This window comes from Paenibacillus sp. RC21, assembly GCF_044907935.1.
Lineage (GTDB): Bacteria > Bacillota > Bacilli > Paenibacillales > Paenibacillaceae > Paenibacillus > Paenibacillus terrae_A.
The window spans coordinates 40,398-64,798 of the sequence record NZ_JBIYCS010000003.1; the positions used below are offsets into that span (position 1 = coordinate 40,398).

Genomic DNA, 24,401 nt, shown 5'->3' on the forward strand with positions numbered 1-24,401 from the left:
ATAGTAATGACAAAAAATGGTTCAAATCATTCAGGAATCAAGCGTTCATGGGTGGGCATGGTTCTTATTTTATATATGGTGGTGCTGTCCGCTTGTGGACAAGCAGCAGACAACAAAGCTGCCGATACGAAAGCGGCGGACAACGGTAAGAAAACGGTCAGCGCGGATTCGCGTATTGCTTCTATGTCCATTCATTTAACGAACAATTTGCTGGCGCTGGGCATTACTCCGGCTGGTTCGGTCATTGGCGGAGATGTTAAGGACTTTTTGCCACATGTAAAAGATCGTCTCCAAAATACCCGCAAGCTGGGTGTTGTCACAGACCCGGATATGGAAGCCGTGCTGGAGCTGCAACCTGACCATATTTTTCTCGACAAAAAATATTCGGGAGCCGATGTAGCCAAGTATGAAAAAATCGCGCCGACCGAGGTCTTTGATCTGGACGAGGGCACATGGAAGGACCAACTGAAAAAAATAGCTGTTATGGTCAAGCATGAAGCGCAGGCGGACGCTTTCCTGAAAGATTACGACGCCCAACAGGAACGGGTTAAAAAGCTGATCCACCAAAAAATCGGCGACGGAACCGTTATGGCTATTCGTGTTACGGCGAAGGAAGTCCGCGTAATGGGTATGAAGCGCCCGGTAGGACCGCTGTTGTATCAGGATTTGGGCTTGAAGCCAGCCAAGGGTGTGGAAAAGATCAACAAGGCATATCAGGTCGTATCCCAGGAGGTTTTGCCGGATTATGATGCCGATGCGATCTTTGTCATTATTAGTAAAGGCGCGGATGCCCAAAAGGTGTACACACAACTGGAAGGAAACGCGGTATGGCAAGGACTCAAAGCAGTGAAGCAGGGTCATGTCTACATGCTGGACGGACAGCCTTGGCTGGATTATTCGGCAATGGGACACAAAATCGCTCTGGATAATGCAGAGCAACTCTTTTCCAAATAAACTTTAGCATATATCAGAGCCGTATTCCCTTATGCACTTATTGCAGGCGGGGAATACGGCTTTTTGGCGAACACCTAAGCTGCAAGTCGGATGCCAGATCATTCTCAGGTCAGCCGACAGCCGCTTTCTTTTCTAATATTATGTACGTAATTGGGAGTTGTAAAATAACCAAAAGAGCCGCCGCGAACAAAAATCGGGCAGCTCCAAGTACAGATGAGGATTGCGTCTTATGAACGTTTTTTGCGTAAAAAAATCGGCTTGAGACCGATGAAGCCGATGGCAGCAAGGATCAGATTCACCCAGGGTGAAATGCTGAACACGGGTAGTACGCGGCGCAGGGCCAGCCCGGCGACGAGAATCACCACGACTAATACAACATACCGCAAGATGGACTTGAGGTCTATGCGGGGCTTCACGGGCGTATAGTCCTGCTGTGCTTCCTCTCCTTCTTCCGGGCGGTCCATAAAATTCATCAGCGCTTCAACCAGCAGGATGGCTCCTGCGGCGATGATGATCAGGGTGGACAGGTTAACTTTTTCAAAAGGAGCAACATCTCCGCCTGTAAACGTTACAAACCATCCGATGATCGCCTGTGTCAAAAAAAACATGGACAAGGCAATCCATGCAATAAGTGTATAATTTTTGGCTTTATTCATTGCTTCCTCCTGCTTTGCGGGCGTATTCCGATCTGGCGGAACCGCCAATACGTAACAAAAACAGTATACGTGAGTAAGCTGCGGATGGCAAAAGGCTTTATCTGCGAAATGTATATTACCGCTGCATTCTCCTCAAACTGGATAAAGGGTGAGCAGGCGGAGCATCCTGAATGTAAATGTGGAGAGGATGTGGCATCATGAAGCTGGATAAGCAGGCGGGTTATACGGTTAATAAACGGCTGGAAGCCGCTCCAGTTAGAAACAGCGTGGAGGCCATACCTGTGAACGTGAGTCATCGGAGCGTTCAGGGAACATCCCCGACGTACCGTATTCTGAACGATGCTGAATGGGCTCAGGATACCGAGTTTGCAGGTGATCTGGGCGAAGAGAGCTACCGCAGCTTATGGCATGAGGATCAGAATAGCGGTGTCTCTTGCAGACTGGAATGGGAGGGGCGTACGGAGACGCACGAAATGTTCAGGAACAGCTACGAATAGTCTGCGGGATGAAAGTAATTTTCCCCGCCAAGTAATGCAATATGGCGCTCTCCGTTATTCGTTGCGGGGAGCGCCATTTGTTCCCTTTTTCTCCGTTATAACTGACAGGTTGACAAGGAAGCAGGGCAATGATAGACTGACTTTACTATAAAACTTATTAAACTTATCGGAATTAAAGTAAATAGATATTTTGCTGAGCATCCATGTTACAATATACGTTTGACATATTCGCTTTAAATCATTAATTACCAATCATTAATCATCACAAGAAGCTTCGCAAGATAGGGTTGCCAATACAGCATACCAGGTTGGTGACGGTGAAGCTTGAAACAGGGGGACAATCATGATGGAACGGCAAATTGGAATTCGCTTTGAAAATGAGGAGCTGGCCGCAACAATTCATTATCCAAGCAATCCGAATGAAGGAGACCGTCAGAGACGGGTACCGCTTGTAGTGATATGCCACGGATTTGTGGGCAATCGTATCGGGGTAGATCGGTTATTCGTAAAGACTGCCCGTGAGCTTGCAGAAGGGGGATATTTTGTCCTGCGCTTTGATTTTGCAGGTTGCGGGGAAAGTACGGGTGAATACGGCAAGCAAGGGCTGGAGTCGATGATTAATCAGACACGTACCGTGCTTGATTATGCCGTGAATTGTGCAGATATCGACCCGACCAAGGTGACGCTGATCGGTCACAGTCTGGGTGGCGCGGTCGCTCTTCTCACAGCAGTACGGGACAAGAGAGTACAAAATCTGGTGCTTTGGTCTGCGGTCGGCTACCCGTTCAATGACATTGTTAAAATTACGGAGCGGAGCGTGTACGATGAGTCTGTGAAAAGCGGTCAGGCCGACTATTTGGGCTATAAGTTCACACCTTCATATTTTGAGTCGCTTGCCCAGTTCCAGCCGTTTCAGGAGGCCGTCAAGTTTAACGGCGATGTGCTCGTTATTCACGGAACCTCGGATGATATCATTCCTGTGGACTATGCATTCCTGTTCCAAAAGGTATTTTGGATGCGTCCAGAGGGACGCTGCGACAAAGAGATTATTTTTCAGGGAGACCACACCTTCTCTTCCGGTAAAGAGCGGCAGCGGTTGATCGACCGGACGCTGGAATGGCTGGATGAGCAGGAGAATATTCAGCGGGATTGGCAGCACTGGATGATCTGATTTCAGGCTGTAACGGATTGTATTGGAAATTGCGCCTCCACCGGAGTAAAATGGAAGAGTAACACTATACTGGCGTGTGGAGGTTGGCAGCGATGACATTACCCTCAATTTTTGTTGCGCACGGTTCACCAACACTAGCTTTAGAAAACAACGCATACACCAGCTTTCTTGCAGAGCTGGGCGCGAGCCTGCCCCGACCCAAAGGAATAGTCATTTTTTCCGCGCATTGGGATAGTGCTGATCAATGCATAGGCGCGGATGACCAGCATGCAGCGTTGCACGATTTCTATGGCTTTCCTGAACAAATGTACACACTTGATTACCCTGCACCAGGCGATCCGAAGCTGTATGAGGAGATAGAGCATCTGTTCAGTCAGCATAACCTGTTCCACCAGCCGGTACGGAACCGGGGACTGGACCATGGAGCATGGGTGGTTTTGCGGCATATATATCCTGATGCGGACATCCCGGTCGTCCCGCTCTCCATTGATTCCAGGCGCGCTCCGCAGGAGCAATACGAGATTGGGCGGATGCTGGCACCGTTGCGTGAACAGGGCATTTTGATCATCGGTAGCGGCGGATTGGTCCACAACTTGCGAACACTCAAGCAGACGAATGAGCCAGCAGATTGGGCGGTTCAATATGATAACTGGATCGGTCAGCAGCTTCAGGAATGGAATTTACGTCATTTGTTCCAATATGATAAAAAGGCTCCTTATGCCAAACAGGCGGTTCCCTCTTATGGGATAGAGCATTTTTCGCCGCTGTTTTACGCGATGGGGGCTGCGGATGACCAGCGCTCGGCGCAGAAGCTTTTTCAGTCCTATGTCCTGGGCTCACTGAGTCTCAATTGTTGGGCTTTCGGTCAAGAACGTGATATGTAAATGTGAAAAAAGAACTTCCTAATCCACATGGCAAGTGGGAATGGAAGTTCTTTTGTGTATATAACATGAGTTCCTGTATGGTGTGTTCCTGTAAAACTTGATCAGGAAGTAGGTACGTTCTTTTTCAGCCAGTCGGATACCTGTGCAGTGTGTTTATCTCCGTTTTGATCCAGTAGAGCCACGAAGGCTTTTAGTTTTTGTATATAAGGACTAGCTGAGCCGCTGTTGTGTTGAATTACCAGTTGATATCCTTTTTTAGCGTTAGGAAGAATCTTCTTGGTATCGTAATCGAATAATGGCGTATTGTTCGTGCCGTAGAAGGTATGGAAATAGTACAGATCATGCAATTCTTTGACAGCTAGTGTACGGTTGGAATGTGGATATTTGTTTAAAAAGTCTTCCTGTGCCAGCACCCGTCCAGACAACTGCTGATATCCGATATGCAGTGCGGCATCCTTGGTAGCCGCCTGTCCAGATTCCACTGCCATGATGTCAATATAGCTGCGGATATCTGCCGTGGTGTGCTTTCCGAAAACTTTATATTTTTCATAGTTTATGACAGGATAATACATACCTTCTGCGGTTTCCAGTTTGTATCCGGCATCTCTGGTTTGGGTCAGTAATTTCTTCAGGTTCGTATCTTTGGTGCGGCTAATTACATTTGTGAACGAATCGCCGGGTTTATAAATAGTATTGATTTTGGTCTGAACAGAAGCTGGGTATAAGGCTTGTGAATAAGAATCCAATTGCTTGGTCTGTGCATTTTCCAGATGAAGCGTCATGATGGTGGCTTGAGAGGCTGGAATGGATTGAATGTGTTTTTGCAAATAAGCGAATGCCTGAGGAAGTTTGCCGGGTTGACGTAGCAGTTGCTCGAAGGTGTTGGAGATATTTTGCACACTTTCCGATTGAGACGTTGTCGTAGTCGATACTGCCGCTTTGGCTTGTGATGGATATCCCAGTCCCATAGTCTGTACTGTGAAAGTTACTGTCGCGAGCATGAGGTAGGCTTTGGTGATTTTTTTCATGATATAACCCTCCATGGCTTTCTTTGATGTAACTGTAGTGTATAGGGGGAATGTATCGTGAGCATTCCGGGTTGTATCCAACTTGTAAACGTTTGGGGAAATGATGAATCGGATATAAAAGAAAGTCAGCAGCATAGTGCACAAAAAAACAACCATTAGCCCGGAGGGTAACGGTTGTTTTTTTGGTAGCTTAAGCTATTTTTCGAGCGGGGTCTGCTGGAAAGGTATCTTTATTTTTACGGAACAGTCCACGCAGGATGGGAAGTACCCAACGATCCAAGCCAATCCGTCCAGCGTTTGCGCCAGCAACTACAAGGAAGATTTCAAACAGCAGGTAGATTGCATTGGTGCTTACTGTGCCCGAGAACAGGAACGAGAAGTTCATGACCATTGCCATCAAGGCAGCTAATGTAGTCAGTGTACCAAGAAGCAGGCCAACTCCGACCAGGAACTCACCCAGTGGGATCAGGACGTTGAACAGACCGACATTAGGTAGGGCAAAGGCTTCAAGGAACGATCCCCACCAGCCTTGTACAGCGGGATGTTCTCCGCCTGTCTTAGCAATGGCCCCCGAGATAAATCCGCCTGCATCGAATCCGCCAGTCAGCTTCTCAAGTCCATGGGTCATCCATTCATATCCCAGATAAACCCGTACTACAGTCAGCAGCCACATTGCTACTTTATTTTCACGCAACCAGTTGTTAAACATTCAAACCACTCCTCTTTCTTATCTTATAATGTTGGTTGTATTTCATTTGGTTTGGGATGATCATCTCTGCTACACCCTTATTGTATTAGGTTCAGTTACAGTTATTTGTGATAAAAATCACAAAGTCTGAATATTTTTTAAATTTTAATGTCTTCAGATAAGTATTCTATAGTGATGATGAGTTTCAATCAAGACAAAAACAGGAAATAACGCTTATAATGAGAAAAATGTCTAACTGGAGGGATGAATTTGTCCGGGCCCATTTTCAATCGAAGCCAATGGTTGTGTGTGATGACCTCGGTTTTGCTATGTATGACCATGATGTCCTGTTCTGCTATGTCCAAATCGGGTGAATCAGAACCCGCGCCCCAACCGGTTAAGCAAGAAACACAGCCGGAGGCGCTTGAGCCGCCCAAGGAACCGACTATTCCGGCATTTACAGCTCCGCTTACCGGCCTTCCGGTGGAGCAGCCTGTTCTGGAACGACCGCTTGCAATTATGATTAATAATGCTCCAGCCGCACGACCTCAGGCGGGACTTAGCGAGGCTGACATGGTATATGAAGTTCTCGCAGAAGGTGGAATTACACGTTTGGTAGCTTTTTTCCAAAGTCATGGCGGTGATGTGAAAATAGGCCCGGTCCGCAGCATCCGGCCGTATCTGATTGAGCTGGGCGAAACTTACGGGGCGTTGCCGATACACGCCGGGGGAAGTACAGATGCCTATGCGATTTTACAGCAGCAACGAAAAGAGCATCTGGATGAGATTTCGAATGGGGGAGCTTACTTCTGGAGAAGCAAGGATCGCCGTCCACCACACAATCTGTACACAGATGTGAACAGACTTCGCCAAGGAAGCGAAAGTAAAGGCTACGCCAAGCAGACGGTGGTTCCGGTATATAAATATCTTAAATCCGGTGAAGCTTCGATCATGGGGGACGGGGAGGCAGTATCTTTGCAAATCCGCTTTTTGCTTAAAAGCTACAAGGTATCTTACACCTACGATCCGTCAGATCAGCAATATAAGCGTTTTGTGAACGAAAAGTCACATGTGGATCAAAACAATAACAAGCAGCTCTCTGCGGCCAATGTCATTGTGATGAGCACCAGGCACCAAACGCTGGATGATGTAGGTCGATTGAGCGTTGAGCTTAAAGGCGGTGGAGAGGCTATGTTGTTTCAACAAGGGAAGTTGATACACGCCGAGTGGCAGCATACGCCCGGTGATGCTATTCGTTTTATGAAAAATGGAGTTGAAATTCCGTTGGTACCGGGTACATCCTATATACATGTGGTTCCGGCGGACGTTTCGCTGAACGAGCATGTAAGTGTAGAAGCAAAGTGAGGAATCCATAATCCACCTTTTTAGATATAATTTGTCGGATAATGAACTTCCTTGTCGGGCAATGTATACTTAATATTGTGAAATTTGCCTTTACAAACTTTACAAAAACATTGATGAGTGTGATAAGATAGCAAAGGTTGTCTAATGCAGTCGAAACAGGTTGCGGATATTTTCGTAAAGGGGTAATCGTTAATGAGATTGAAGAAAAAGGATATATTCTTCGAGACGTTGGAAAATATGGCAGATACAATCGTGCAAGCAGCTGATTATTTTGCCCAACATACTTCAAATCTTCAAGATGTGGTTCTGTTTACTAATGAAATGAAGAAGTATGAAAATAAGTGTGATGATTACACACACACGATTATTACTGAGCTGAACAAAACCTTCATTACGCCGCTGGAACGCGACGATATCATGGAACTGACAACGACCATGGATGATGTGCTGGACGGTCTGGAAGCGACAGCCTCTCGTTTTTATATGTACAACATTACGGAGCCGGACGAGTATATTGTGCAGTTCGCTGATATTTTGCGTCAGTCGGCTTATGAAATTCAGAAGGCTGTACATTTGCTTTCACAGAAGAAGCTGCTGGCCATCCGTGAATACACCATTCGCCTGAATGATTTGGAAAATCAGGGGGATGAGCTGTTGCGTATTTGCATCAAAAACCTGTTTGCAACTGTAACTGATCCCATTGAACTGATTAAACGCAAAGAATTGTACGAACGCCTTGAAACGACAACGGATTCATGCGAGGATGTTGCAAATATGCTGGAATCCATCATTATGCGTAACTCGTAAGGGAGTCCTTTTACATGGATACAAGTTTACTGGTATTGGGTATTGTTATTTTTCTTGCTCTGGCATTTGATTTTATTAACGGTTTTCATGATACGGCGAACGCTATCGCAACCTCGGTATCTACCCGTGCGTTGACGCCGCGTCGTGCGATTATTATGGCTGCGGTCATGAACTTTCTGGGAGCCATATTGTTTACAGGGGTTGCCAAGACGATTGGTGGCAGTGTCGCTGACCCTACCAAGCTTACGAACGGGATTGATATCGTCATTGCGACACTGATCGCAGCGATTATCTGGAATCTGCTCACATGGTGGTTCGGTATTCCTTCATCCTCTTCCCACGCCTTGATTGGTGCGCTGGCCGGGGCTGTGTATGTAGGTGCGGGATCAGAGAAATTGAACTGGAGCGGCTTCATCGGGATTGTTGAGGGACTTATTTTCTCCCCGCTGATTGCTTTTGTAATTGGTTATATTGTAATGATGATTTTAAAATACATCTTCGCTCGTCGCAGTCCGCATACGGTGAACAAAGGTTTTCGCACGATGCAGGTCATTACAGCAGCGCTTCAATCGTTCACGCACGGTACGAATGATGCCCAAAAGGCAATGGGGATTATCACATTTGCACTCGTTTCGGCGGGTTATCAGGATCATCTTGAAGTGCCGATGTGGGTTAAAATTTCGGCCGCAACAGCAATGGCGCTCGGTACGTCCATTGGGGGCTGGAAGATCATCAAGACGATGGGCACCAAGATTTTTAAAATCGAGCCGATCAATGGCTTCGCCGCTGATATTTCCGGAGCTTCGGTTATTTTCACAGCCACACTGCTTCATTTACCAGTAAGTACCACTCATGCCATTACTTCGGCTATTTTGGGTGTTGGTTCTGCGAAGCGTTTTTCCGCTGTGCGTTGGTCGCTGGCTGGTCGCATTGTCATTACTTGGGTTATTACTATCCCAATTTCTGCTTTACTAGCAGGTTTGATTTTCAAAATTCTTTTCTAGTTCATCATTATTTCTCAGAAAATAAGTACACACTATAGGATACACAATAAGCTTCCTTCCGCTTTTTGCGGCAGGGGCTTATTGGCATTACAGGGGCAAAAAACAGGTCCTTTAAACCTTACCCGATCAGACAGGTCCATGAAACATCTTTCAAAAAATATCTGACATCAAAGTAGTCAATTTTTAATAACTCCTGTAGAATAAACAGAAAACTTTGAACCGTTCAACTGACTGGAGGAACTTATGCAAAAATCTGGAAAACTAACAGCACTCATGATTTGTCTGTTTTTTGTGGTTGCCCTGGCCGGTAATTTTGGCGTAGTGGCACATGCAGAAAACAAAACAAAATATGATATCGGCACGGATACAACGTTCGCGCCTTTTGAGTTTGAAGATGTAGATGGTAAATTTGTCGGAATCGACATGGATCTGCTGGCTGCTATTGCCAGGGATCAGAATTTTGACTATACCATCAAGCCTCTTGGCTTTAATGCGGCAGTGCAGGCACTTGAAACGAATCAAGTGGACGGCGTTATTGCCGGGATGAGTATTACAGATGAACGTAAGCAAAAATTTGATTTTTCTGAACCGTATTTTGATTCAGGTGTCGTCATGGCGGTCCGTAAGGATAATGATACGATTAAGCGCTATGAGGACCTGAAAGGGCAGCGTGTCGCTGTCAAAACGGGAACAGAAGGGTACACGTTCGCGGAGTCCATTAAGGCCAAATATGGCTTTACTACGGTTCCGTTCGATGATTCCTCTCAAATGTACGATGAGGTTAAGACTGGAAACTCAGTTGCATGTTTTGATGATTATCCGGTGCTGGCATACGGAGTGACACAGAATAATGGACTCAAGCTTGTGACGGATAAGGAAAAAGGTGGTTCATACGGTTTCGCTGTCAATAAAGGCAAAAACCAGGAACTGGTGGAGAAATTTAATGCAGGGCTTGTGAATCTTCGCAACAGCGGGGAATATGACAAAATCATGTCCAAGTATCTGGGCGAATCCGGTAAAGGTGCGGCACCTGTTGAACGTGGGCGCTGGGAACTCATTTCCGCTTCCCTGCCTTCGCTGATCAAAGGAATGGGAAATACGCTGCTGTATACACTTGTATCCCTGCTGGTAGCTTTTGTGCTGGGTCTGGTGTTCGGCTTTATGAAGGTGAGTCACAATAAACTGTTCCGTGGTATTGCAACAGTTTTTGTCGATGTATTCCGTGGTATTCCGCTGATCGTACTTGCTTTCTTTATTTACTTTGGGATTCCGCAGGCACTGGATTTTAAAATGCCGCTCTTTGTCGCGGCTGTACTGACGTTGTCTCTCAATGCGGGAGCTTATGTGACGGAGATCATCCGTGGCGGTATTCAGTCCATTGATCCGGGACAAATGGAAGCGGCTCGTTCTCTTGGGTTGCCATACCGGACGGCTATGCTCAAAATCATTTTGCCGCAGGCTGTGAAAATCATGATCCCGTCGTTTATCAATCAGTTGGTTATTACGTTGAAGGATACTTCGATTTTGTCCGTTATTGGCCTGGTCGAATTGACCCAATCGGGTAAGATTATTATTGCGCGGACGTTCCAATCCTTTGATATTTGGCTGGTGGTTGCGGTGATGTATCTTATCGTCATTACAGTCCTGACCAAAATTTCCAACCGCCTTGAAGGGAGAGTTCGCCGTGGGTAAAATTATCGTCAAGAACCTGAAAAAAAGCTATGGCAGTAACGAGGTGCTGAAAGGCATTGATATGCAAGTGCAGGAAGGTGAGGTTGTCTGCGTCATTGGCCCCTCGGGTTCAGGGAAAAGCACGTTTTTGCGTTGTATGAATATGCTGGAGGAAATTACAGCAGGCGAGGTCATCGTGGATGACTACAACTTGAGTGACAAGAGCGTGGACATTAACAAGGTCCGTGAAAATATAGGCATGGTGTTTCAACATTTCAACCTGTTTCCGCATATGACGGTGCTCAAGAACATTATGTTTGCGCCAACAGAATTGGGTAAACAGTCCAAGGCAGAGGCCCGGGAGACGGCCATGAAGCTGCTGGAGCGTGTGGGCTTGTCCGATAAGGCAGATGCCTTGCCAGGACAGTTGTCCGGCGGTCAAAAGCAGCGCGTGGCGATTGCACGCGCGCTGGCAATGAACCCGGATATTATGCTGTTCGACGAGCCGACCTCGGCGCTTGATCCTGAAATGGTCGGAGAAGTGCTCGGCGTCATGAACGATCTGGCCCGTGAAGGTATGACGATGATGATCGTGACGCATGAGATGGGTTTTGCACGCGAAGTAAGCGACCGTGTCGTGTTCATGGACGGAGGCTACATCGTCGAGGAAGGAACGCCACAAGAGGTATTCGGTAATCCGCAAAATGAGCGGACGATTAGTTTCTTGGAGAAAGTATTGTAAGTGGGGCAGGGTTTGCGTTGAATGTGTGAGATGTGCTCGTTGTGAAACGCTCCGCGGTCCATTTGATCTTTCGATCGCTGTTGCCCCTGAATTTTTGGATTGTATAAGACATGAAAAGGTGAAAATTCAGGGGCAAAGGCGAGCGCTGACGCTTCTTCAGATTCAAATGTACCGCTGCGCTACTACTCGCTGATCGCCCCCTTTCGTCAAAAGCCTGCCTCACTTTTGAATGAGTGGATGCAGTGGAAGGGAAGGGGCGCCGCGCGGTGCTTGCTGCGCCGATAGTAGGCTGGGAGTGAATGGGCTCGGTTAAAGTGTGGTTTAGTGAGTAGGTACATGGCTAGATGTGATCTCTTGTGATTGTAAGAGAGAGTCTTTATTACCTGATATAAATCCTTATGTATATCCTTCAAAGGAGTGGGTAATTTGAAGATCAGGACTGCTAGACAAGAGGATATTCCGGCGTTGGCTTATTTAATGGAGGAGCTTGGTTATCCTACATCAGTTGAAGATATGAAGCAGAGATATGATCGTATCGCTTCTAATCCTGACTATCATACCCTGGTTGCTGAAATTGAAGGGGAAGTGGTTGGGATGGTTGGGCTACACTATGATATCTTTTATGAAAGAAATGAAGATTATGCGCGTATCGTTGTTTTTGTGATGGATTCGAAACATCGTAATAAAGGCATCGGCAAGGCGCTAAATCAGGAAGTGGAAGCTTGGGCAAAAGAAAAAGGTTTGGTTGCCATTGCTTTGAACAGCGGTAATCGGAGTGAGCGACAGGATGCGCATCAATTTTATCGACGGTTAGGCTATGAAGCGACAAGCACAGGCTTTGTGAAATTAATTGAAGCATAGTTATCATTATAAGTTGGGGATTTTGCAAAATCCTGAAGTTAGCTTCTTATCAGATAGAGAGATGGAACATATCGTTTGAGTTGGATTTATATTTTATAAGGATATCTTGGGGGATTGTGATGGCCCGGAGATATCCTTTTCTTTATTTTGCTGTATGAAGCATGAATATGGGGCTTGAGATTTGTATAACGCTGAATAGCTTATATACAATGTAAATAGAATCAATGACAGTAGTGTTAGGCGAGGGGGACGTACGGTGATACGTACATTGGTTATAGGCCATGATCATCAGGTGACGGTGGGGCTGCCACTGGAGCAGATCGTCATGGAGGATTATATATGGATGTGGGTGGATTTTAGCGAGCCTACCGATCATGAATCAGAGCTTCTGACGAGTTATTTCCATTTTCATCCGTTGGCTGTGGAGGATTGTTTGCATGTTCTGCAACGTCCGAAACTGGACTATTATGAGGATGTGCAGTTTCTGGTGGTACATGCGCTGGATGTAGATACATTGGATGCGGAAGAAGTGGATATGTTCATTAGCAGCCGTTTCTTGGTGACATACCATCATCATGAACTGGAGGAGCTGGATCAGGCTTGGGAACGGATTGTCCAGCATGCCAATGAACGCAAAATTTGGTCGCGTGGGCCGCTGGCTGCGGCTTATACGGTGGTGGACAAGCTGGTGGATAACTATTTCCCGAGTTTGTTCATGATTGAGGATGAGCTGGCAGAGCTGGAGGGCCTGGGCGGGCGTGAATCGGTGGAGGACTTGATGAAGCAGGTATTTGCTCTGCGAGGCAGGCTGCTCAAGCTGCGCCGTACAATTGTGCCGATGCGGGATTTGATGTACAGGGTCCTTAATTCGCAGCATGTGCAGGGTAAAGGGGAGCATATGGCCTATTTTACGGATATTTATGACCATCTGCTGAAGCTGACCGACATGCTGGAGGCCGACCGCGAGATGACAGCCGACCTGAGAGACAGTTATATTTCGCTAAATTCCAACCGTATGAATTCAATCATGAAGACACTGACCGTCATTACGACTGTTTTTATGCCCTTGACGCTGATTGCGGGTATCTATGGTATGAATTTTTCGTATATGCCCGAGCTGGGCTGGAAATATGGTTATTTTGGAGTGCTGTTCTTTATGTTCATATTAAGTGCAGCGATGGTAATCTGGTTTATGCGTCGGGGCTGGTTCAAATAAAATAACCTACTTTCTTTTGCGCTTGCGCGGACGTCTGCGCGGGGTAGTGGTGCTTTTGCGCTGCGTCTTTTTCCGGCGTGGGCGCGGTGGTGTGTATTCATCCAATTCCTCGGCGATTTCCGTTGCAGAATTTTTGCCCGCGGATTTGCCGAATGCTGGGAGCGCGCCCATTATCAGCTTCGCCATCGGAGCAAACTGCTGCACGCTGGACATGACCTTTTGTACCTTGCCGAAAGTAGCAACAATCCCGTCAATACCGCCCATACGGTCAATGATGCCTTTAATTTCGCCGAGATTGGGAAGGTTACCAAGGTTGCCGAGACCGCCGAGCAGTCCTCCTTTGGCCGGGATCGGATCAGGTGTGACCACGGCGGCGGATTCTGTAATACTTGATGGTGCCTCATAAGGCACGATTCCGGAGGAATCGACTTGCGGAACATCGCTGTACGTGTCGAGTCCCGGATACGAAGATGAATTATACGGATCGGAAAGGGAACGCTGTGGCGGCCTCCGATGATAGTAGTTTCCAGGCATGAGATCACATTCCTTTGTAGGTTGATACTCTACTGTATGTTACAAACGCACAGTGGGTTTAGGCGCGTGTCCCGAAATCAGGTATAAAAGCGGATTTGGGCTCAAGCACAGTACGATCCTGCTGAAAAATAATGCTGTTCTGTGATGCGTGAAATCGTTAACGCTTGAAAAACCGACTATTCCTCGGGTACAATGGGGATAGATCGTAACCTTGGGAGATGATAATCCATGCAGCTCAAAAAGCTTAATGATAAAAGTATTGATCAATTGTTCGAAGCCATCCTAACTTTAAAAAATTTGGAAGAGTGCTATGTATTCTTCGATGATTTGTGCACAATTAATGAAATTCAATCCCTCTCTCAACGTCTGGAAGTTGCCCGTATGCTGGGCAAAGGCAGTACGTATAACCAGATTGAAGCAGAGACGGGTGCCAGCACAGCTACGATTTCACGTGTTAAACGTTGCTTGAACTACGGTAATGACGGGTATAAATTGACACTTGAGCGTCTGGGGCGCTAATGCGAAGCCCTGGGGTACTGGTCATTAGCCATGGCTCAAGGGAGTCGTATTGGGTGGAACAGGTGGATCAGGCAGCCGCAAAGCTTCATTTGCCGAAGGACATGAGTTTAGAGGTTTCATTTTTGGAAACGGTTAAAGGAAGATTGATCCAGGATGGTATTGACCGTTTGGAAGCCCGAGGTGTGACAGATTTGCTGGTTGTGCCCTTATTTATGTCGTCCGGCAGCACGCATGTAGACGAGATCAGTTATGCGCTGGGAGTCAAGGATACGCCAGACAAAGAAACAGATTTGGAGCCTTTTCGAGTCAAGGCGCGTGTGCATTTTGGCAGTCCGCTGGATGATGGAGAAGATGTGGCTCACATGGTTTGGGACAAGGTTAGCCCATTGTCGGTCAACCCTGCGAGAGAGACTATTTTGCTTGTGGGACATGGCAGTGTGCATGATGGCTTTTTTCAGCGCTGGGAGCGAGGGATTTCTTCGTTAGCCCGTACGGTGCAAAGGGTGAGTAGTATCGCAACGGACTACGCCTTGCTGAATCCTGAGAGTGTATATGATAAGGTAGCGTATTGGAAGCAGGAGCGGGGTCATGATGTTATTGTGGCACCGCTTTTTTTAAGCTCGGGATATTTTACAAGTCATATCATTCCTGGACGATTACAAGGGCTTGAATTCCGTTATTCAGGAGATCCTCTGCTGCCGCATCCCCTGCTCACAAGCTGGATGAACGGGCAAATTTGTGAACTGCTGCAAAGAATTCAGAAGCAAGATTGAGCAACAGGCCGCTTGTTTCAGCTACAGCTTTATCATAGCCTGAAATTTCCGTATTTAGGCAAGCGTTGGCTTCTTTTATTGTAAAAGAGGCCTTTTTCCAGTATGATGATATTTTGTATAGAGTGAATATGATGAATGAGAATATAAACATAAATATCATTAAATATACGGGTGGCGTAACGGGAATGAAAAGTGCTAGATTGATCTATAATCCGACCTCCGGACGTGAGGAAATGAAGCGTCGCCTTGCGGACATTTTGCAGCGTCTGGATGAAGGTGGTATTGAAGCCTCTTGCCATGCAACTACGGGCGAAGGGGATGCAACTCGTGCGACAGCAGAAGCCATTGAGCGCGGGTATGATATGATCATCGCCGCAGGCGGGGATGGTACATTGTACGAAGTTATTAACGGGATGGCCGAAAAGGAAAACCGTCCGCCCTTGGGCGTATTCCCGCTAGGGACGACGAATGATTTTGCAAGGGCATTGGGCATACCGAGGCAGTGGGAGGATTATTGTGATTTGGTTATTCGCCAAAATCCGAAGCCGCTGGATATCGGAAAAGCCAATGACCGCTATTTTATTAACATCGCGGGTGGCGGTACTTTGACCGAGCTTACGTATGAAGTTCCCAGTAAGCTGAAAACGATGATTGGACAGTTGGCTTATTATTTTAAGGGTGTGGAGAAAATGGTCAGCCTTGCCCCACAAGAACTGATTATCAAGGCATCGGGTCAGGAAGTGATACACGACGAGTTCATGCTTTTCCTGATTGCTAATACGAACTCGGTAGGCGGATTCGAAAAGCTGGCGCCCAGCGCGACCATTGATGATGGGCTGCTCGATGTGATCGCTGTGCGCAAATGTAATTTGGCGGAAATGATCCGGTTGGTGACACTCGCGCTGCGTGGTGAGCATTTGCAGGACAAGAAGATTGTTTATTTTAAAACGGATTACATGGAAGTAACCTCGCCCGGCTATGTCCAGCTTAATCTGGATGGCGAACTGGGTGGTACCCTGCCAGCTACTTTCCGTAATTTGCCGCAGCATTTGAATGTTTTTCGGTAAGGAATGACGGTGAGTGTTCTCGCTTTTCATCGCAGTACAGTACAGTATATGGAATGTAGAGTTGGAAGTTATTTTTCGCTGTGACGATATCGGTTCTTGCCGTTCTCCGTGGGGAGTAACGGCATTTTCGAGTTCACGGTATTGGTGTTAATGTGTAGAGCGATGACCGTATGATTATATATGGGGTTGTATGCCAATCATGAGCATAAACAGGTTTGAAAAGATTATCAGAAAGAAGTGACATCTATAATGACGACTAACCGTAGCGGACGTGGAAAAAGCCGCCGGAATGCAGCAGCTCCCATTCAAGGGAAGCCGGAGAAAAAGACCGTGCCGATGAACAGTGAAAGAGGACAAGGACAGCTTCGAGCTGGAAGCGGAAATGGAAGTGCGCAGGAAAGGGAACGGAAGACATCGGAAAAGGCACGTGGATCGCGTCGTTCTTCCGGTGGTGGACGGAGTCAGGATGCATCCAATCGTAACCGAGTCAGCGCAGAGTGTACCGATCTGCCTGTGCAAAAAAACGATGAAGCCGTGATGGACATCATTGGCATGAACCATGACGGCGAAGGTGTGGGACGCGTTGAGGGTTTTACGCTGTTCGTTCCAGGCGCGTTGCCGGGTGAAAAGGTGCGGATAAAGGTGCTGAAAACGAAAAAGCAGTATGGCTATGCCAAACTTCTGGATATCGTACAGGCAAGCCCTGACCGGATTGCAGCTCCCTGCGCCATCTACGATCAGTGCGGCGGCTGTCAGATCCAGCATATGAGCTACGAAGCGCAGCTAGGCTGGAAGCGCCAGCATGTCGTGGACGTGCTGGAGCGTATCGGGAAGCTGAATGTGGAGGGAAATGAAGGTTCCATTGCAGGTGAGCAAGCTGCTGTAAAGGTACTTCCTGCGCTGGGCATGAGCGAGCCGTGGAGATACCGCAACAAAGCCCAAGTGCCGATCGGCGTCACCGAAGGCGGACTTGTCGGCGGCTTCTACGCACGTGGCAGTCATCGTATCGTGGATATGGACACCTGTCTCATTCAGGACGAGCGTAACGACGAGGTCGTTGCACATGTTAAAGAGATTGGGCGGACGCTGGGCATCAGCGCATATAATGAAGAAACCGGACGCGGACTACTGCGCCATGTCGTCGTCAAGACTGCTTTTCATACAGGTGAAATGATGCTGGTCCTCGTCACGAATGGACGAGATATCCCGCACGCAGATGCCTGGATCGGCAGTATTCGTGAGCATATCCCACACGTGGCAAGCATTTGCCAGAACGTGAATACCAAGCGAACGAACGTTATTTTTGGCGACGAAACCCGTGTACTATGGGGCCGTGACGTGATCTATGATTACATCGGAAACGTCCAATTTGCTATTTCCGCGAGGTCCTTTTATCAGGTGAACCCCGTTCAAACCGAAGTGCTGTATAGCAAAACCGTCGAATATGCCGGACTCACGGGTAAAGAAACGGTGATCGACGCATACTGCGGTATCGGCACCATTTCCTTGTTCCTCGCTCAACATGCGGATCAGGTATACGGAGTGGAGATCGTCAAAGAAGCTATTGAGGATGCACGGAGTAATGCGCTGTTGAACAATATGCGCAATGTGAAGTTTGAGGTAGGCGCGTCCGAAGACGTCATCCCCGCATGGAAAGAGCAAGGCATCACAGCCGACGTCATCGTCGTCGATCCACCCCGCAAGGGCTGCGATCCTCGCCTGCTCGAAACCATTCTGGAGATGAAGCCAGAGCGCGTGGTCTATGTATCCTGCAATCCGAGCACGCTGGCACGGGATTTAAGGATACTGGAGGATGGAGGGTATAGAACGGTGGAGGTTCAGCCCGTAGACATGTTCCCGCATACGGTGCATGTGGAGGCTGTTGTGAGGATTGAAAGGTTGAAAGATTGTTGGAAAATAAAAGATGAGGATTCATCTTATGCCAAAAAATGATAATATGCTGGCCATTCTATGGATGCTGAATTCAGGCGTAAAAATGACTGCAAAACAAATATCCGAAAAGTTAGAAATAAATATAAGGACAGTTTATCGGTATATTGATGCACTATGTGCCAGTGGAGTGCCTATAATATCCGACACAGGTCATAATGGCGGGTATAGCTTGCTGAATAATTTTATCAGAGCACCTCTGCTATTTGATATTGAAGAAAAAAAGGCACTCCTTCATGCTGCTGTTTTTGCAAAAGAAGCCGGATACCCTTTGAGTGAGGCGTTAGGCAATGCGACATCAAAATTGAAAATGTATTCGAATCAGGAGCAGGAAAGTATACTTAGCCGTCATTTAGCCGGATTTGAAGTTATAAACCGCATGGGAGACCCTTCTGTTCAGCCGGTATTGGCGGAATTGGAGCAGGCTGTAGCAAACGAATTCTCTGTAGAAATTGATTATCGCACAAGCCATGAAGAACAACCCAAGAATAGGGTGATAGACCCCTATGGAATGGTCTACTGGAACAATAAATGGTATACTGTTGCATTTTGCCACCTAAGGAATGAGATCCGCAGCTTTCGGGCAGATCGAATTCTACAAATCAAGCGTACTCAAATCATATTTAAGCGTCCCGAAGCTTTTTCGGCCCGTGAATTTTTTATGCAAAATCTGTTACCTGATTTAGTGGGCAAGGACGGGTTAATTTCTTTAATTATCGGGGGCAGGTCAGAGGCATTGGATGACTTATGCCTGCATTGGTTTATGGGGCATCATCTGAAAGAGCGGACATCAGATCAAGCAATCTTTTTACTTGAGGAAAAATCAATTCATATATATGTCCCTTATTTTCTTCTATCCTACGGGAAATCCATTCAAGTAATCGAACCACAGAGTTTGAAGGAAAAACTTGTTGCTGTTGCGTCGGAGTTAATGGAATATTATCAACTTTAATAGCTTCACTGACAGCAGATGTCAGTGAAGCTATTTTATAATGATGATAATCATTGATTACCGATGGAAAGTTGGTATCACTTGATGAATTATCCAATGAAGGTATAAGCATAAAATTGATATGTTATGATCATTTAAAGGAGGAGTAAAAATGACTGAAAGCAGAGAATATATGGGAGTGTCAGGTAAATATACAAAGAATGGAACACCCAACGGCTTTACATCTATTACCCCATTTATAACAGTGAAGAATCCTTCTGAGGCAATAGAGTTCTATAAAACTGTTTTTAATGCAAGGGTTAAGGATATTACTGAATATCCTGATGGAAATGGCGATAAAATAATTGCTCATGCGGAATTAGATTTTGGAAATGGTTTTTTGCAGCTGGGAGCAGCGAATCCGGCATATAAATTGGCCTTGCCGCCAGATGAAGACAATGCGTGTTATTCTTTAGGAATTTACGTAATTAATGTTGATCAGGTACTTGAAAATGCGGTAGCAAGAGGAGCAAAAGTAAGGGAACCGGTTGTAAGCTTTGTTTCAGGTGATCGATTCGGAAGTATATTGGATCCTTTTGGAGTAAGATGGTCTATTATGGCTAGGATTGAGGATTTGTCAGAAGAAGAAAGTAGTCGGAGGGTTGCTGAATGGGCCAAAAGCTTTAGTGGAGAATAAATGCAATAACTGTCTTGATAAAAAGTGTTAAATTTTAAGGTTGAAAAAGCAACCCTTCGAAAATATACCGTGTCGCCAAGGGGCTACCAGCTTCATATGGCATCATGATCACCGCCACAAGGCATGTGGAGAGCATCGCACGCTTGGTATATAAGGGTGTAGAGTGAGTAGAGGGGTTCGTTGGGGACGAAATGAGGACGTGAGCTATTCACGTCTTCTTTTGTATGTCTATAATGAATGGTTATATGAATCTCCTCTTTTCATGCTGAATATATTTTTCAACCCACTAATTATAAACGAACATATGTTTTCATAAAAGCTTGTGCTACTCCAACTAAAAATGCAGATGGATAGATGAAGTTTTGTATGAATTCTGGTGATACAAACCAAGAAAGCCTGACCAATCAACAGCTCAATTTAACTTTCCACGTAAGTTTGTAAATAAAGAAGATGGTTCGAGATATGAAGAAGACCTGCAAGTATGTTATATTTAACAAACGGCAATCATGATAAACATCAAATGGAGTGATTTTTTAGTAAAGTCACAGGGTTGAAGAACAGGTGAACAAAGCGTTCTGATGGTGGAACCGTTATAGGATCGAATATAGATTGACTCAGATATAGAAAAGGATGAGATTATTTTGGAAAACAACGAAACTCAACAGGAATTTACAGAAGTATATGAGCAGCTTAAAGTAGCCGTAAACCGAACCTCCGATTGGAAAACGCGTCTAGCTGCGGTGAATGATCTGGGTGCATGGAAGAACCAACAGACGATTGACGTGCTAACACACCGATTGAATAATGATACGGTATATGCCGTTCAGGAAGCCGCTTACCGCAAGCTTCAGGAATGGGGCGAGAATGTACAGCCCCCTGTGCGCAAAGAGGGTGAGCTTGTTAAGGGCTTGACGAAGATCCTGGTGCGGATTAAAAAAAGCCTGCCAGCCGACCATACCTATAACGATTTTCGCGAGAAGTTGCACAAGATGAGAGTCGATATTTTTGACGTCTATGAAGGTGACAAGGGTGCTGAGTTTGATCAGTGGCTGGAGCAAAAATGGGCTTCGTTATCCACAAGATAATGTCGGAATCCTACAACTGAATGTATTTTAAGGATTGTTACTGGTAATGCAGACAAAACCTTAACAGGGATAAGGGGTTATCTTTGTTAAGGTTTTTTTACTTATGATATTGGGAGTGGGTATGTTTGTATCTTTTCCTCGTTTGTGTGATTTTTAATGTGTTACATCTTATTTAATTGCCGAATTTCTTTGAAATATGGGTCACATTCATTGGAGAATTGAATGTATTCCGACTCGGTATTAGATAATTTATGGTTATTATATTTCTTCAAAATAAAATGAACTGAGGATGTATATAAATGATAAAGTTTATGGTCGATGAAATGCTGAAAGACAGGGAAATGACGATGTATGCTTTGGCAAAAAAAATCAGGGATACGCCCCAATACGATAAGTCAGTGGGTGTCTGACGGTGGGGCAGACGTTAAATCCATTACATTGGATACACTTGACCGTATTTGTGCTGCGCTGGATTGCCAGCCTGGAGAATTGCTCAAGTATGTGAAAGATACAAACCAATAATATTTCTATTCTATAACGTTAAAGGAATACTTTTTGAGCAAGCTATGAAATACATATCAGGAATGCAAAGAAAGCAACTAAGAATTATCTGTAGATAAATTGTAGGAAAATGATCATTTTTGATGGTGTAATAGTGAAGTTTGTCGTTGATAAACACGTTTCCGTGAAATATATTAGCTCTAAGCGTGGTCATAGTGAATAAGCTGTTGCAACGACAAATTTGCTCCTCTATTTTTTACCATTATTCTTTAACCATTGGTTAATTAACAAGTGTTGATTTTCCGTTTTTTTTGTCATACAATTCTTTCATTGCTACAGGGTCGGACTCAGGAACAGCAAGGCTTGATTCATATTTGGACGTGATTTCCTTGTGCGCACTCGGATGATGAAGTATCTCTATATTGGCAAAATCAGCATCACGGCAGCCTGATATCTCGATATCCTTTTTGGGATAGGGGCTGTTTTCCATATCTTTCAGTTTGATGATGAACATATACGAAGGGGAGCGTTTTTTTGGAATCGAAACAATTAACGAGAGGGCTAAAGCCACGGCATGTTGAGCTGATTGCGCTTGGAGGCACCATTGGCGTTGGCTTGTTTATGGGGTCAGCAAGTACGATAAAATGGGCGGGGCCTTCTGTGCTGTTGGCCTATCTCTTAGCCGGGATTATTATGTTTTTTGTCATGCGGATGATGGGAGAAATGCTGATTCTCGAACCGGTGACAGGCTCATTCGCTACTTTTGCACATAAATATATTAGCCCTTTGGCCGGTTTTTTGACCGCTTGGAGCTATTGGTTTTTATGGGTTACTGTAGGGATGGCGGAGGTTACTGCCATTGGGGTGTACGTGGGCTATTGGTTCCCTGACATTCCGCAATGGCTACCAGCCTTGGCAGGTGTCATCATTATTGCGTTAGCCAATTTGGCGGCTGTGAAATTTTATGGAGAATTTGAATTTTGGTTTGCCATGATTAAGATTGTCGCCATTATCTTTATGCTGATTATTGGCACGGGTATGATCTTCTTTGGCCTGGGGAACGGCGGGCAACCGATCGGTCTCTCCAATCTGTACAGCCATGGCGGTTTTTTTGCAGGTGGTTTAAAAGGATTTTTATTTGCGCTCTGTATTGTAACGGCCGCTTATCAGGGTATAGAGATGGTGGGCATTACGGCGGGTGAAGCAGAAAATCCGAAAATGACGCTGCGAAAAGCCATTAAGAATATTATCTGGCGTATTCTGATTTTTTACGTGGGTGCGATCTTTGTTATTGTTACGATCTATCCTTGGAACCAAATTGGCGAGATCGGCAGTCCTTTCGTTCTAACCTTTGCCAAAGTAGGGATTGTTGCCGCTGCGGGTATCATCAATTTCGTTGTTCTCACAGCCGCGATGTCAGGCTGCAACAGCGGGATTTACAGTGCTGGAAGAATGCTATATACATTGTCTAAAAACGGACAAGCCCCCAAGTTCTTTGGGAAAGTTTCCGAAAGCGGGGTTCCCAGAAATAGTATTATTGCGACCATTTCCTTGCTGCTGGTGGGAGTGCTGTTTAATTACTTAATCCCTGATTCCAAGCTGTTCCTGTATATTTATAGCGCCAGTGTTCTTCCAGGCATGGTACCGTGGTTTGCAATGGCAATCAGCCAATTTAAATTCAGGAAAAAGTGGAAGAACGAAATGGAAAATCATCCCTTCAAGTCTCGTTTTTTCCCGATCAGTAACTACATCACCATTATCTTCTTGTCCCTGGTGATCGTTGGAATGTGGTTCAATCCAGACACGCGTACGTCACTGATTGTCGGAGCATCATTCATGGCAATCGTCATTGTCGGCTATTTTGTCTTTGGCATAGGAAAGCGGCAGAGAATTGAAGAATTAGATAAGAAATAGAAGGCTGCTAAAATGCAGAGATCACGCCGAGCGAGATTCAGGTTACTCCCTGAGTTCGCTCGGTTTTTCTTTTGCCAAGGTAAAAGCAGCTTACTTCGGAAACGGAAAAACGGCTCAAGCTTTAACCCTATACCAATACGTATAAACTTCCGAGTATCCCAGTTTGGCATAAAGCCGTTGTGCAGGTTTATTATCGGCTACAACGGCTAAATAGCTGTGTCTGGCCCCATGCTCTTGTCCCCATTTGAGCAAATGTAATATCATTTGTTCCCCGAAGCCCTGATTTCTGTAATTTAAATCGGTCACAATATCGTATAAACCTAGATACTCTCTTTCGATAATTCCAAGACCGCAAGCAATAACTTGATTGTTGTCATAAAGCGAGATAAACCCTTTCTTCGTTATGATATTAGATAACATGCGTTCCATGATACCCTTATGATGAACTTCCACACGATTAAGTCTGCAAAAATGCGCTAACCATTCTTCATTCATATGTTCATCTATGTTCACCGAATTTAGTTGGGGGCTGCTTAGGTTATCCAGCTTCAAGGTTTGAACACTTGTTGGGTCAATGAGGGAATAGCCCTTTTCCTCTAAAATGCGATCTAAATGCTCAGGATGGATAAAGGGAGTGATTTTATAGGTTGCGGGCAAGTTACGATTGAAATATAAGCTCTCACACTCTTCAATTTTATGATCGAGGTCAAAGGTTGAATAATGAATCGAGTTGGCACGTTTGGTATAACCATCTGCAAAGCGCAAAATCCATCCATCGTAAAGCAAAGTGGACAGGGGCTGCCAGTTGTTCAAGGATAGCTCTTCAATCATTTTAAGGTTCATAGGTATCCTCCATACAAATGAATAATAATACATACTAACGAAT

The 24,401-nt window shown here is 45.7% G+C and carries 26 protein-coding genes; 20 read left to right on the forward strand and 6 right to left on the reverse strand.

The annotated features are described in order from the left end of the window. The first annotated feature begins 6 nt into the window (after positions 1-6). Entirely contained in the window at positions 7-954 is a 948-nt protein-coding gene (locus tag ABIA61_RS09940) for an ABC transporter substrate-binding protein (RefSeq protein WP_404580662.1), read from the forward strand. Positions 955-1,181: 227 nt separating this feature from the next. On the opposite strand, the gene ABIA61_RS09945 is transcribed toward ABIA61_RS09940, so the two are convergent. Next, positions 1,182-1,610, reverse strand: coding sequence for a hypothetical protein (locus ABIA61_RS09945; RefSeq protein WP_283654711.1), 429 nt, complete (start codon positions 1,608-1,610; stop codon positions 1,182-1,184). A gap of 197 nt (positions 1,611-1,807) precedes the next feature. Between ABIA61_RS09945 and ABIA61_RS09950 the strand changes: the two genes are divergently transcribed. The 3 genes from ABIA61_RS09950 to ABIA61_RS09960 all read left to right on the forward strand — a co-directional run bounded on the left by ABIA61_RS09950 (position 1,808) and on the right by ABIA61_RS09960 (position 4,162). Next, complete coding sequence (locus tag ABIA61_RS09950) at positions 1,808-2,107, forward strand: hypothetical protein (protein ID WP_404521043.1); 300 nt, start codon at positions 1,808-1,810, stop codon at positions 2,105-2,107. A 346-nt stretch (positions 2,108-2,453) separates the two neighbouring features. Next, positions 2,454-3,278, forward strand: a complete 825-nt coding sequence (locus tag ABIA61_RS09955; RefSeq protein WP_283656193.1) for an alpha/beta hydrolase — start codon at positions 2,454-2,456, stop codon at positions 3,276-3,278. Between the two features lie 92 nt (positions 3,279-3,370). After that, positions 3,371-4,162, forward strand: a complete 792-nt coding sequence (locus tag ABIA61_RS09960) for a dioxygenase family protein (RefSeq protein WP_404521044.1) — start codon at positions 3,371-3,373, stop codon at positions 4,160-4,162. 101 nt (positions 4,163-4,263) lie between these two features. Here ABIA61_RS09960 and ABIA61_RS09965 read toward each other — a convergent pair whose 3' ends face one another. Beyond that, entirely contained in the window at positions 4,264-5,190 is a 927-nt protein-coding gene (locus ABIA61_RS09965) for a hypothetical protein (protein ID WP_404580663.1), read from the reverse strand. A gap of 190 nt (positions 5,191-5,380) precedes the next feature. Next, positions 5,381-5,899, reverse strand: coding sequence for a DoxX family membrane protein (locus ABIA61_RS09970; protein WP_404521046.1), 519 nt, complete (start codon positions 5,897-5,899; stop codon positions 5,381-5,383). A 243-nt stretch (positions 5,900-6,142) separates the two neighbouring features. Between ABIA61_RS09970 and ABIA61_RS09975 the strand changes: the two genes are divergently transcribed. The 7 genes from ABIA61_RS09975 to corA all read left to right on the forward strand — a co-directional run bounded on the left by ABIA61_RS09975 (position 6,143) and on the right by corA (position 13,544). Further along, entirely contained in the window at positions 6,143-7,243 is a 1,101-nt protein-coding gene (locus ABIA61_RS09975) for a DUF3048 domain-containing protein (protein ID WP_404580664.1), read from the forward strand. Between the two features lie 192 nt (positions 7,244-7,435). Next, positions 7,436-8,050 carry a DUF47 domain-containing protein gene (locus ABIA61_RS09980; protein WP_014279877.1) on the forward strand — a complete coding sequence of 205 codons (615 nt, stop codon included), beginning with the start codon at positions 7,436-7,438 and terminating at the stop codon, positions 8,048-8,050. A gap of 14 nt (positions 8,051-8,064) precedes the next feature. Further along, positions 8,065-9,054: an inorganic phosphate transporter gene (locus ABIA61_RS09985; RefSeq protein WP_283654716.1), complete on the forward strand. Its 990-nt coding sequence runs from the start codon at positions 8,065-8,067 to the stop codon at positions 9,052-9,054. Between the two features lie 243 nt (positions 9,055-9,297). After that, complete coding sequence (locus tag ABIA61_RS09990) at positions 9,298-10,746, forward strand: amino acid ABC transporter substrate-binding protein/permease (protein ID WP_404521048.1); 1,449 nt, start codon at positions 9,298-9,300, stop codon at positions 10,744-10,746. Beyond that, the gene (locus ABIA61_RS09995) at positions 10,739-11,467 is read left to right on the forward strand and encodes an amino acid ABC transporter ATP-binding protein (protein WP_014279880.1); all 729 of its coding nucleotides are present in this window, start codon (positions 10,739-10,741) and stop codon (positions 11,465-11,467) included. Before ABIA61_RS09990 ends, ABIA61_RS09995 begins: the two co-directional genes overlap by 8 nt. A 426-nt stretch (positions 11,468-11,893) precedes the next feature. Then, complete coding sequence (locus ABIA61_RS10000; RefSeq protein ID WP_283654717.1) at positions 11,894-12,328, forward strand: GNAT family N-acetyltransferase; 435 nt, start codon at positions 11,894-11,896, stop codon at positions 12,326-12,328. A 256-nt stretch (positions 12,329-12,584) separates the two neighbouring features. Beyond that, complete coding sequence (corA, locus tag ABIA61_RS10005; RefSeq protein WP_044647044.1) at positions 12,585-13,544, forward strand: magnesium/cobalt transporter CorA; 960 nt, start codon at positions 12,585-12,587, stop codon at positions 13,542-13,544. Between the two features lie 6 nt (positions 13,545-13,550). Here the strand turns inward: corA and ABIA61_RS10010 are convergent, their stop codons facing one another. Continuing rightward, positions 13,551-14,078, reverse strand: coding sequence for a tyrosine protein kinase (locus ABIA61_RS10010; protein ID WP_404580665.1), 528 nt, complete (start codon positions 14,076-14,078; stop codon positions 13,551-13,553). 228 nt (positions 14,079-14,306) lie between these two features. Here ABIA61_RS10010 and ABIA61_RS10015 point away from each other — a divergent pair, with 228 nt between their 5' ends. The 8 genes from ABIA61_RS10015 (at position 14,307) to ABIA61_RS10050 (ending at position 21,622) form a co-directional block, all read left to right on the forward strand. Then, entirely contained in the window at positions 14,307-14,597 is a 291-nt protein-coding gene (locus ABIA61_RS10015) for a YerC/YecD family TrpR-related protein (RefSeq protein WP_014279885.1), read from the forward strand. After that, positions 14,597-15,370: a sirohydrochlorin chelatase gene (locus ABIA61_RS10020; RefSeq protein WP_404580666.1), complete on the forward strand. Its 774-nt coding sequence runs from the start codon at positions 14,597-14,599 to the stop codon at positions 15,368-15,370. The genes ABIA61_RS10015 and ABIA61_RS10020 overlap by 1 nt, the downstream gene beginning before the upstream one ends. Before the next feature lie 185 nt (positions 15,371-15,555). Next, on the forward strand, positions 15,556-16,437 hold the full coding sequence (locus tag ABIA61_RS10025) for a diacylglycerol kinase (RefSeq protein ID WP_404580667.1): 882 nt from the start codon (positions 15,556-15,558) through the stop codon (positions 16,435-16,437). Positions 16,438-16,686: 249 nt separating this feature from the next. Continuing rightward, entirely contained in the window at positions 16,687-18,390 is a 1,704-nt protein-coding gene (gene rlmD, locus ABIA61_RS10030) for a 23S rRNA (uracil(1939)-C(5))-methyltransferase RlmD (RefSeq protein WP_404580668.1), read from the forward strand. Continuing rightward, positions 18,377-19,339 (forward strand): helix-turn-helix transcriptional regulator, encoded by a 963-nt coding sequence (locus ABIA61_RS10035; RefSeq protein WP_283654721.1) that lies wholly within the window; start codon positions 18,377-18,379, stop codon positions 19,337-19,339. The genes rlmD and ABIA61_RS10035 overlap by 14 nt, the downstream gene beginning before the upstream one ends. Positions 19,340-19,490: 151 nt before the next feature. Continuing rightward, positions 19,491-20,015: a VOC family protein gene (locus ABIA61_RS10040; protein WP_404580669.1), complete on the forward strand. Its 525-nt coding sequence runs from the start codon at positions 19,491-19,493 to the stop codon at positions 20,013-20,015. 641 nt (positions 20,016-20,656) lie between these two features. Continuing rightward, positions 20,657-21,100, forward strand: coding sequence for a HEAT repeat domain-containing protein (locus ABIA61_RS10045; RefSeq protein ID WP_283654723.1), 444 nt, complete (start codon positions 20,657-20,659; stop codon positions 21,098-21,100). Between the two features lie 351 nt (positions 21,101-21,451). Further along, positions 21,452-21,622, forward strand: a complete 171-nt coding sequence (locus tag ABIA61_RS10050; protein ID WP_404580670.1) for a helix-turn-helix domain-containing protein — start codon at positions 21,452-21,454, stop codon at positions 21,620-21,622. 259 nt (positions 21,623-21,881) lie between these two features. Here ABIA61_RS10050 and ABIA61_RS10055 read toward each other — a convergent pair whose 3' ends face one another. Further along, positions 21,882-22,115 (reverse strand): hypothetical protein, encoded by a 234-nt coding sequence (locus ABIA61_RS10055; protein ID WP_404580671.1) that lies wholly within the window; start codon positions 22,113-22,115, stop codon positions 21,882-21,884. Positions 22,116-22,135: 20 nt separating this feature from the next. Between ABIA61_RS10055 and ABIA61_RS10060 the strand changes: the two genes are divergently transcribed. After that, positions 22,136-23,515 (forward strand): amino acid permease, encoded by a 1,380-nt coding sequence (locus ABIA61_RS10060; protein ID WP_283654724.1) that lies wholly within the window; start codon positions 22,136-22,138, stop codon positions 23,513-23,515. Between the two features lie 114 nt (positions 23,516-23,629). Here ABIA61_RS10060 and ABIA61_RS10065 read toward each other — a convergent pair whose 3' ends face one another. Next, the gene (locus ABIA61_RS10065) at positions 23,630-24,358 is read right to left on the reverse strand and encodes a GNAT family N-acetyltransferase (protein ID WP_404580672.1); all 729 of its coding nucleotides are present in this window, start codon (positions 24,356-24,358) and stop codon (positions 23,630-23,632) included. Positions 24,359-24,401: the final 43 nt, after the last annotated feature.

Coding starts and splice junctions, on each gene's coding strand:
- rlmD (WP_404580668.1), top strand. CDS start 16,687: ATGACGACTAACCGTAGCGGACGTGGAAAAAGCCGCCGGAATGCAGCA.
- ABIA61_RS09960 (WP_404521044.1), top strand. CDS start 3,371: ATGACATTACCCTCAATTTTTGTTGCGCACGGTTCACCAACACTAGCT.
- ABIA61_RS10040 (WP_404580669.1), top strand. CDS start 19,491: ATGACTGAAAGCAGAGAATATATGGGAGTGTCAGGTAAATATACAAAG.
- ABIA61_RS09980 (WP_014279877.1), top strand. CDS start 7,436: ATGAGATTGAAGAAAAAGGATATATTCTTCGAGACGTTGGAAAATATG.
- ABIA61_RS10055 (WP_404580671.1), bottom strand. CDS start 22,115: ATGTTCATCATCAAACTGAAAGATATGGAAAACAGCCCCTATCCCAAA.
- ABIA61_RS09945 (WP_283654711.1), bottom strand. CDS start 1,610: ATGAATAAAGCCAAAAATTATACACTTATTGCATGGATTGCCTTGTCC.
- ABIA61_RS10025 (WP_404580667.1), top strand. CDS start 15,556: ATGAAAAGTGCTAGATTGATCTATAATCCGACCTCCGGACGTGAGGAA.
- ABIA61_RS10020 (WP_404580666.1), top strand. CDS start 14,597: ATGCGAAGCCCTGGGGTACTGGTCATTAGCCATGGCTCAAGGGAGTCG.
- ABIA61_RS09965 (WP_404580663.1), bottom strand. CDS start 5,190: ATGAAAAAAATCACCAAAGCCTACCTCATGCTCGCGACAGTAACTTTC.
- ABIA61_RS10035 (WP_283654721.1), top strand. CDS start 18,377: ATGCCAAAAAATGATAATATGCTGGCCATTCTATGGATGCTGAATTCA.
- ABIA61_RS10065 (WP_404580672.1), bottom strand. CDS start 24,358: ATGAACCTTAAAATGATTGAAGAGCTATCCTTGAACAACTGGCAGCCC.
- ABIA61_RS09970 (WP_404521046.1), bottom strand. CDS start 5,899: ATGTTTAACAACTGGTTGCGTGAAAATAAAGTAGCAATGTGGCTGCTG.
- ABIA61_RS10050 (WP_404580670.1), top strand. CDS start 21,452: ATGCTTTGGCAAAAAAAATCAGGGATACGCCCCAATACGATAAGTCAG.
- ABIA61_RS10010 (WP_404580665.1), bottom strand. CDS start 14,078: ATGCCTGGAAACTACTATCATCGGAGGCCGCCACAGCGTTCCCTTTCC.
- ABIA61_RS09985 (WP_283654716.1), top strand. CDS start 8,065: ATGGATACAAGTTTACTGGTATTGGGTATTGTTATTTTTCTTGCTCTG.
- ABIA61_RS09955 (WP_283656193.1), top strand. CDS start 2,454: ATGGAACGGCAAATTGGAATTCGCTTTGAAAATGAGGAGCTGGCCGCA.
- ABIA61_RS09940 (WP_404580662.1), top strand. CDS start 7: ATGACAAAAAATGGTTCAAATCATTCAGGAATCAAGCGTTCATGGGTG.
- ABIA61_RS09990 (WP_404521048.1), top strand. CDS start 9,298: ATGCAAAAATCTGGAAAACTAACAGCACTCATGATTTGTCTGTTTTTT.
- ABIA61_RS09975 (WP_404580664.1), top strand. CDS start 6,143: ATGAATTTGTCCGGGCCCATTTTCAATCGAAGCCAATGGTTGTGTGTG.
- ABIA61_RS09950 (WP_404521043.1), top strand. CDS start 1,808: ATGAAGCTGGATAAGCAGGCGGGTTATACGGTTAATAAACGGCTGGAA.
- ABIA61_RS10015 (WP_014279885.1), top strand. CDS start 14,307: ATGCAGCTCAAAAAGCTTAATGATAAAAGTATTGATCAATTGTTCGAA.